This is a genomic window from Skermanella sp. (genome assembly GCF_059503625.1).
In genome coordinates, this window is the sequence record NZ_JCACHA010000896.1 from 1 (window position 1) to 7,710 (window position 7,710).

Genomic DNA, 7,710 nt, shown 5'->3' on the forward strand with positions numbered 1-7,710 from the left:
CTGATGGGATCGGGGCCGGAGCTGGAGAACCTTCAGAAGATGGCGGTCGACCTGGGAGTGGACGACTACGTCACCTTCACCGGATGGGTCAACGATCAGGTCATCGTGCCGGTGCTCAACACCGCCGAGGTCGCGGTCTGCCCCGACCCGTACAATACGCTGAACGACAAGCTGACCATGAACAAGGTCATGGAATACATGGCGCTCGGCAAGCCGATCGTTCAGTACGACCTGACCGAGAGCCGCTATTCCGCCGGCGAGGCCGCCGTCTACGCCAAGCGGAACTCCGCCGTCGATCTCGGCGACAGGATCCTGGACCTGCTGGACGATCCGGAAACCCGGGCGGCGATGGGCCAGCTTGGACGCCGCCGGATCGAGACGGTGCTGGCCTGGGAACATCAGGCCCCCGTCCTGCTGAGCGCCTACGAAGCGCTGGGCTGGCCGTCGGGCATCTCGGTGGCCGAAGGCAAACGGCAGACGGACCCGATCGCCTGATGGTGCGGAAGAACCCGATGGGTGCAGCGCCGGGGTACAGCCGTCGGGCCGTACTCCGGCGTCTCGGCACCGGAGCCCTGGCCGCGGCGCTGTCGGGCTGCGCGCTGGGGCCGGGGACCGGTTCAGCCGCCGACAGCGTGATGCCGCTGCGGGCCGCCGCCAAGGCGGGACGGCGGCGATACGGGGCCGCGGTTTCCAGCGAGCTGCTGGGCAAGGACGCAGGCTACCGCGACCTGATCCGGCGGGAGTGCGACATCACCGTCCCGGAATGGGAGATGAAGTGGTACAATATCCAGAAGAACCCCGACCGTTACGACTTCGGCGGCTGCGACAAGCTGGCCGCCTTCGCCTCCGAGAACGGGATGGAGCTTCGCGGCCACACCCTGGTCTGGCACCTGGGCCTGCCCGACTGGGCGAAGCCCCGGCTGAAGGAAGCCCAGGGCAGGGACGTGCTTCACACTTGGATGAACACGCTGATGACCCGCTATGCCGGGGTCGTGCGCTCCTGGGACGTCGTCAACGAAGCGGTCGAACCGACCGACGGCCGCCCGGACGGGCTGCGGGTATCCGACTGGCTGGCCGCGTTCGGCACCCGCTACATTTCCGACTCGTTCAAGATGGCGGCCGAGATCGCGCCGAAGGCCGAGCTGGTCTACAACGACTACGGCACGGAGCATAACGCCCGCTGGAGCCGCGACCGCCGCGTCGCGATCCTGCGCCTGCTGGAACGGGTGAAAGGGGAGGGCGGCCGGATCGACGCGCTCGGCCTCCAGTCGCATCTGCGCCTGGGCGATCCCTGGGACCCCAAGGCCTTCGGGGAGTTCCTGCGCGAAGTCCAGGACATGGGCATAAAGCCGATCGTCACGGAAATGGACGTCAGGGCCGACCGGGCGTCGGGCGACGCCTCGGTGATCGATTCCAAGGTCGCCGACCTGTACACGTCGTACCTGGAAACCGTGTTCGCGAATTCACGTTGCGATACCGTGGTAACCTGGGGCCTGACCGACCGCTACACCTTCCAGCGGCGGCGCTATGCCGACGACAGGCCGCTGCCGTTCGACGACGATCTGAATCCCAAGAAGGCGGCCGCGGCGGTCGCCCGGATACTTCGCGATGAAGGATGACGCACAGACCGTGGAGGGCGCTTCGGCGGTCGTGGCGGGTTCGAGGAAAGGGGGAGCCGCCAAGTTTCTGGCGCTGTTCGCAGATCCGGTACGGCGATACTCCATCCTCGAGCAGGTCCTGCTCTCCGCCACCAATTTCATCTTCATGCTGCTGCTGGCGCGCCATTTCCCGCGCGAGAGTTTCGGCTTCTTCTCCGGCTGCTGGGTCGGGTTCTATCTGCTGCTGAGCCTGCACCGGGCCTTCGTGGTCGTCCCCTTCGTGATCGAGACGGCGGACCACGCCCTGCTGCGGAAGGCGGGGCGGACGTGGCGGCGCTACAATGTGCTGGTGCTGGGCGTCTTCACGGCGCTGTGCCTGGCGGCGGCGGCGGGACTGAACTTCCTGTGGCCGGACGGCGGCTGGATCGCCGCGATGACGGTGGCCGCGACGCTGCTGATGATTCCGGGAGCGTACCAGGAATTCAACCGGCGCTGGTCGATCCAGATCGGCAATATCGGCGCCGTGCTGATGGCGGCGGCCGTCTATTCGGCGATCCTGCTGCTGGGCGCCGGGCTCGCGATCCGGCTGGAGAACATCTGGCTGGCGCTGGGCGGACTGTGGCTTGCCGCCGCCGCCGCCGCCGTGACGTCGTGGGCGCGCAATCGCGGGTTCAAGATCGAACCGGGGTTCGATCCGCTCCGCCGGTTCGTCGGCGAGCGGCGCGGCTACTTCGCGTGGTCCGGCATCAGTGCCGTCGCCTACAACGGCTACAACCAGATCCCGCCGCTGATCCTGACCATCATGGCCGGACCGTCCGCCGTGGCGCTGTTCCAGGCGACCCGCACCTTCACCCAGCCGATGAGCGTCCTGATGATGGCGGTCGACAATTTCGACCGGCCGCGCGCGATCCGCAGCCTCAACGCCGGCGGCATGGGCAAGATGTTCCGCCAGCTGCTGAAGGCGACGCTGGTCCTGTTCGTCATGTGCATGCCGATCTGGCTGGTGCTGGGGCTGTTTCCCCACCAGATCATCCACCTCGTCTACGGTGGAGCCTACGCCGACGGCGCCGTTCCGATATACCTCTGGATCGCCTTCAGCGTCGTATCAATCCTGGCCTATCCGGCGGAAACTTCGCTCTACGTGCTGAAGCGGCCGGAACTGGTCGGCCGGGGACGCATCTGGGCGGGAGTCGCCAGCGTCGCCGTCTGCGTCGCGACCATCCCGTACCTGGGCGCCAACGGCGCGCTGCTGGGGGTGATCTCCGGCTGGGCGCTCAGCGGATCGTGGTCGTTCTGGAAGTTCCGCAGGCACATGAAGCATCATCAGGCAACAGAAGCCAAACCGACGGCGAGCGCGTAGCATGGATGTTCCGCTGGGTTTCCAACGCATTCTCAAGGGCGGCGTCATCGCGGTCTGCCTCGCCTTCCTGGCGGTCTTGCTCTGGGCGTCGGGGGCGGGCGCCGATCAGGTGCCGCTCTACGTCGTGCCGCTGAGCTTCGTCATCGTGATCTGGCTCGGCTTCTATGGGCATGCGGTCGTGTCCGGGCGGCGCTGGGCCTGGATCGGGTTCCTGGCGCTCTACATCTTCCTGACCGAAGTCAACCTGCGCACCCGGCCGATCGGCGCCGGCGGGCTGGACTGGCAGGTCGCCATGAAGCTTGCCGTCTGGTTCGGCGGCACGTTCCTCGCGATGCTGCGGATCAACTCGGTCATCGAGCTGCTGCGCACGCCGATCGGCGCCGCGACGATGATCTTCATGGGCTTCATGATGCTGTCCTCGATCTGGGCGCCCGATCCCGGCGACAGCATCGTTTCCAGCATCCTGCTGTTCTGCACCCTGCTGTTCGCGATGGCCATGGTGACCGAGCTGGCGGTGAAGGATATCCTGATCGGACTGACCATCGGGTACTGCCTGGTCGTCCTGCCGTCGCTTGCCATAAGTCCCTTCACGGCCAGCTTCGCCCCGGTCAACGCCGACAGCCTGGGCGAGGCCGACCGGCTGCGCGGCTTCACCAACCATCCGGTGTCGCTGGCCGCCATCTGCGCGATGCTGATGGTCTGCTGTGCGGCACTGATGCTTTATTTCCCCAAGCGCCGCATCGTCCTGGCCGGCCTCATCGTGCTGACGCTGGCCACCCTGATGCTGTCGCAGTCGCGCATGGCGCTCGTCGCTGTACTGGCGTCGGGCTTGATCTTCTGGCTGCGCGTGCGGCCCGGCGCGTCCTGGCTGATCCCGATCGGCGTGCTGGCCGCCACGGTCGTCACGCTGACGACCGCGTCGGTCGGGCTGGAGAACGTCCTGCCCAAGGAGCTGGTCAAGCTGGTCTCGCGGTCGGGCGACGTCAACGAACTGCTGACGCTGACCGGCCGGTCGGTCATCTGGGACTTCACGCTCCAGCAGATCGGGGATGCGCCGATCCTGGGCCATGGGCACAATTCGTCGGAAACCATCTTCCTGGAGCGTTTCCTGTTCTTCACGGTGACGCATGCGCACAACCTGATCCTCCAGTCGCTGTTCTCGGTCGGAATCGTGGGGACGCTGTTCCTGGTCACGATCCTGGTCATCCAGCTCCGGACCTTCCTGATCAGTCCCGACCTGTTCCGCGACGTCATGCTGCTGGCGCTGCTGGTCAGCGGCATCACCGAAACCGCCTTCTACACCCGGCTGCCCGGCACGCTGAGCATCATCTGGATGTTCACCATAGCCCTCGGCGCCTATTACGTGGTCGAACGGCGGCGGATCGACGCCGCCCTGTGGGCGGGACCCGGCGGAATGGAAGAGGGCATATCACTTGGCGCCGGTTTCGGCACCGACAGGGCATCCGGAAGCGTGATCCAGCCGGAGGGAAAGAGATTGTCCGAAAGTCTCGCCGGCTGAGGCAGCGTCCTCCCTCCAACGCCCTGGAATTTTCAGGAAACAAAACTGCCTGACCTGAGTTAATATTGAAGTAGTTTAATAAAACGCCGCTTTCGTGCTCGTGTTTTTTCTGACGTGGTGAAGAGCAACAGATGCGAGTCTGGACTAGTCTAGCCAGCAACTTCGATCCTGTTCAGGGACGCCCCGCCGCTTCGGCGCGGCGCCGTTTCACCCTCGTCCGCACCGCGGTCTCCTCGCTCGGCTTGCCGGCGGCACCCCGTTCCTTCCGGCCTGCCGCCGTGTCGCGGAACGGTCAACGGTGCGTTCCCAGCGCACCGCCATAAGCTCTCGCACGCCAACGTGATCGATCCGTCCCTGCCGGCAGTCCTGCTCCGGCGGTGAACGGCCGCGTCTTCGCGGCGTTTCCCAGATGCATGCTGCCCTTTCCGGGGCGGAACCGATCACAGCACGCCGGGAACCCGGCGGGCGTCGAGCATGCCCGTCTGTTCAGTTCGGACCGGCCGCCCATAGTCGTTCCTGGGGCGAGCCGGTCGGGCAAGACCGAGAGCTTTTTCTAAATGACCGATTCCAACGCCCTGCGTTTCAATATCGCTTTCATCCTGTGGTGCGCGCTGTTCCTGGTGCTGGGAGGAGCCGGCCTTGCCGGCCTGTCCGCCGTGGGCAGATTGCCGGCCCCTCCCGTCACCGCCACCAACTGCATCGACGAGAAGTTCAAGTTCATGCACGATACCGAGATCCGGAACCCCGGCCTGATCGCCGTCGGATCCTCGGTGACGTGGCGGAACCTCGACTTCTCGGTCTTCGAGGAGCATTACGGCAACGATGTCGAGCCGCTGAACGCGGCCCCCTGCTTCCTCTACGTCAACCAGACGGCCTTCTACACCGACTTCCTGCTCGACAACATGCCGAGCGTCAAATCGGTGATGTCGGTCTTCTCGATGCGGGATTTCTCCGCCTGCGCCACATCTCCGACCGAGTTCTTCCGGCCGGAGGACGCCAAGGGCTACGTCTTCGACAAGCAATCGGCCTGGCACCTGTACCTGAAGAACTTCCGGCCGGTGTCCTTCGCGCGGGACGTGGTCGAGCTGCCCGGCATGCGGTCGGGCAAGGACATTTCGGCGTCGCTGGTGATGGACCCCTACGGTTCCGGCCCCTTCACCTTGCCCAAACCGGAGATCCGCGAGGATTTCCAGCTCGACCCCACCTGCCTGGACCATCTGAGCGCCATGAGCGAGGACCTGTCCAGGCGCGGCATCGACTTCATCGTCGTCCTGCTGCCCCAGATGCCGGCCTGGCGCGACGCCTACGATCCGGGCGGGGTGCGGGACGCGGAGTTCCGCCGGGAGGTCTCGCGCAGACTGGAGCCGACCCGGACCGTGCTGATCGATGCCCAGCAGGGGCTGCACCTGACCAACGACCAGTTCACCGACCATGCCCATCTGCAATGGAAGTCCGTGCCGCTGCTGATGCGATACCTGATCTCGCAACTGGACAAGTCCGAGCTGAGCCTCAGCCATGCCGGCGCCGGTCAGGCCGGCGGGGGTCCCGACCATGCTCTTTAATTCCTACGTCTTCATCGGGGCGTTCCTGCCGGTAACGCTGGTCGTCTACCGGCTGCTCTGCCTGACCGGCCACACCCGCCTGCCGTTCCTGTGGCTGGTGGTGGCGTCGCTGTTCTTCTATGGCTGGTGGAACCCGGTCCACGTCCCGCTGCTGATGGCCAGCATCGTCGCGAACTATCTGCTGGGCATGAAGCTGACGGAGCCGGGAGCGCCGGCGGCGGCGAAGCGCAGCCTGCTGGTCTTCGGGATCACGGCCAATCTGGCGGTGCTCGCCTATTTCAAGTACTCGATGTTCATCGTGGACAATGTCGGCGCGCTGACCGGCCTGGACTTCGGCATACGGGCCGTGGTCCTGCCGCTGGGCATCTCGTTCTTCACGTTCCAGAAGATCGCATATCTGGTCGATGCCGCCGAGGGCAAGGCGGCCGAATACCGGTTCCTGGACTACTGCCTGTTCGTGACCTTCTTCCCGCAGCTCATCGCCGGGCCGATCGTCCACCACCGGGAGATGATGCCGCAGTTCCGCCAGCCGGAGGCGATGCGCTTCAGCCATGCCGACTTCGCCATGGGGTTGACCTTCTTCGTCGCCGGCCTGTGGAAGAAGGTCGTGCTGGCCGACACGCTGGCCGGCTTCGCGACCCCGGTCTTCGCCGTGGCCGGAGAGCAGGCGCTGACGGCCGGGGAGGCCTGGACCGGGGCGCTGGCCTATTCGCTGCAACTCTACTTCGACTTCTCCGGCTATTCCGACATGGCGATCGGCCTTGCCCTGCTGTTCGGCATCAGGCTGCCGTTCAACTTCGACTCGCCCTACAAGTCGGTCAACATCATCGACTTCTGGCGGCGCTGGCACATGACGCTGTCCAGGTTCCTGCGCGACTACCTTTATGTGCCGCTGGGCGGCAACCGGAAGGGCAGGGGGCGGCGCTACGTCAACCTGTTCCTGACGATGCTGATCGGTGGGCTGTGGCACGGCGCCGCCTGGACCTTCGTGATCTGGGGCGCTCTGCACGGCGCGTTCCTGATCGTCAACCACGGCTGGCACGCGCTCCGCTCCGCCCTGGGGTGGCAGTCGTCGGGTTCCGCCGCGGGCGTATGGCTGGCGCGCGGCATCACGTTCCTCTGCGTGACGCTCGCCTGGGTCTTCTTCCGCGCCGAATCGGTCGGGGAGGCGATGGGGATGCTGCATGCCATGGCGGGGGCGAACGGCTGGACCTCTGCGCCGCTGAGCCTTGCCGACCTGTACGAGTACCGCGACCAGATCCAGATAGCGCTGCTGCTGGCCCTGGCCCTGATCGCTCCCAATACCCAGGAGTGGATCATGGGCGAGGGCGGGAAACGGTTCGCCGCCGTGCCGCGCTGGCGCTTCACGCCGGTCTGGGCGGGCGTCGCCGCCGCCTGCTTCCTGTTCACGCTGACCCGCCTGTCGGCGGTGAGCGAGTTCATCTACTTCAACTTCTGAGCGGACGGACGGGGACCGGCGCATTCGGCGGGTAGTCCCGCCAGATGCCAAGACCGAAGAGATTGAGCTGTGTGGACGGTATTTGTTGGGCCATGGTCCAACCTACAGGCTCCTGCTTCGTGGGTTGGGCCGTGGCCCAACACTTGCCGACCGCCGGTCAAACTCTTCGGCTGCCGGTACAAGAGCGTGCTTACCCTCACGATCTCCTCCCT

The 7,710-nt window shown here is 65.7% G+C and carries 6 protein-coding genes; all 6 read left to right on the forward strand.

Features of this window, described 5'->3' with window-relative positions:
* On the forward strand, positions 1 to 495 hold a 495-nt coding region (locus AC5JJ6_RS32645; protein ID WP_496046044.1), incomplete at its 5' end, for a glycosyltransferase.
* A gap of 17 nt (positions 496 to 512) precedes the next feature.
* Positions 513 to 1,619 carry an endo-1,4-beta-xylanase gene (locus tag AC5JJ6_RS32650; protein WP_496046045.1) on the forward strand — a complete coding sequence of 369 codons (1,107 nt, stop codon included), beginning with the start codon at positions 513 to 515 and terminating at the stop codon, positions 1,617 to 1,619.
* Positions 1,609 to 2,958, forward strand: a complete 1,350-nt coding sequence (locus AC5JJ6_RS32655) for a lipopolysaccharide biosynthesis protein (protein WP_496046046.1) — start codon at positions 1,609 to 1,611, stop codon at positions 2,956 to 2,958. The genes AC5JJ6_RS32650 and AC5JJ6_RS32655 overlap by 11 nt, the downstream gene beginning before the upstream one ends.
* 1 nt (position 2,959) lies before the next feature.
* A complete protein-coding gene (locus AC5JJ6_RS32660) occupies positions 2,960 to 4,477 on the forward strand; it encodes an O-antigen ligase family protein (protein ID WP_496046047.1) in 1,518 nt (505 codons plus the stop codon).
* 557 nt (positions 4,478 to 5,034) lie between these two features.
* Entirely contained in the window at positions 5,035 to 6,039 is a 1,005-nt protein-coding gene (locus AC5JJ6_RS32665; RefSeq protein WP_496046048.1) for a hypothetical protein, read from the forward strand.
* Positions 6,029 to 7,498 (forward strand): MBOAT family O-acyltransferase, encoded by a 1,470-nt coding sequence (locus tag AC5JJ6_RS32670; RefSeq protein WP_496046049.1) that lies wholly within the window; start codon positions 6,029 to 6,031, stop codon positions 7,496 to 7,498. The genes AC5JJ6_RS32665 and AC5JJ6_RS32670 overlap by 11 nt, the downstream gene beginning before the upstream one ends.
* Positions 7,499 to 7,710: the final 212 nt, after the last annotated feature.

Excerpts from the sequence above, each read along its gene's own strand:
- AC5JJ6_RS32650 (WP_496046045.1), top strand. The coding sequence starts at position 513 with ATGGGTGCAGCGCCGGGGTACAGCCGTCGGGCCGTACTCCGGCGTCTC.
- AC5JJ6_RS32655 (WP_496046046.1), top strand. The coding sequence starts at position 1,609 with ATGAAGGATGACGCACAGACCGTGGAGGGCGCTTCGGCGGTCGTGGCG.
- AC5JJ6_RS32660 (WP_496046047.1), top strand. The coding sequence starts at position 2,960 with ATGGATGTTCCGCTGGGTTTCCAACGCATTCTCAAGGGCGGCGTCATC.
- AC5JJ6_RS32665 (WP_496046048.1), top strand. The coding sequence starts at position 5,035 with ATGACCGATTCCAACGCCCTGCGTTTCAATATCGCTTTCATCCTGTGG.
- AC5JJ6_RS32670 (WP_496046049.1), top strand. The coding sequence starts at position 6,029 with ATGCTCTTTAATTCCTACGTCTTCATCGGGGCGTTCCTGCCGGTAACG.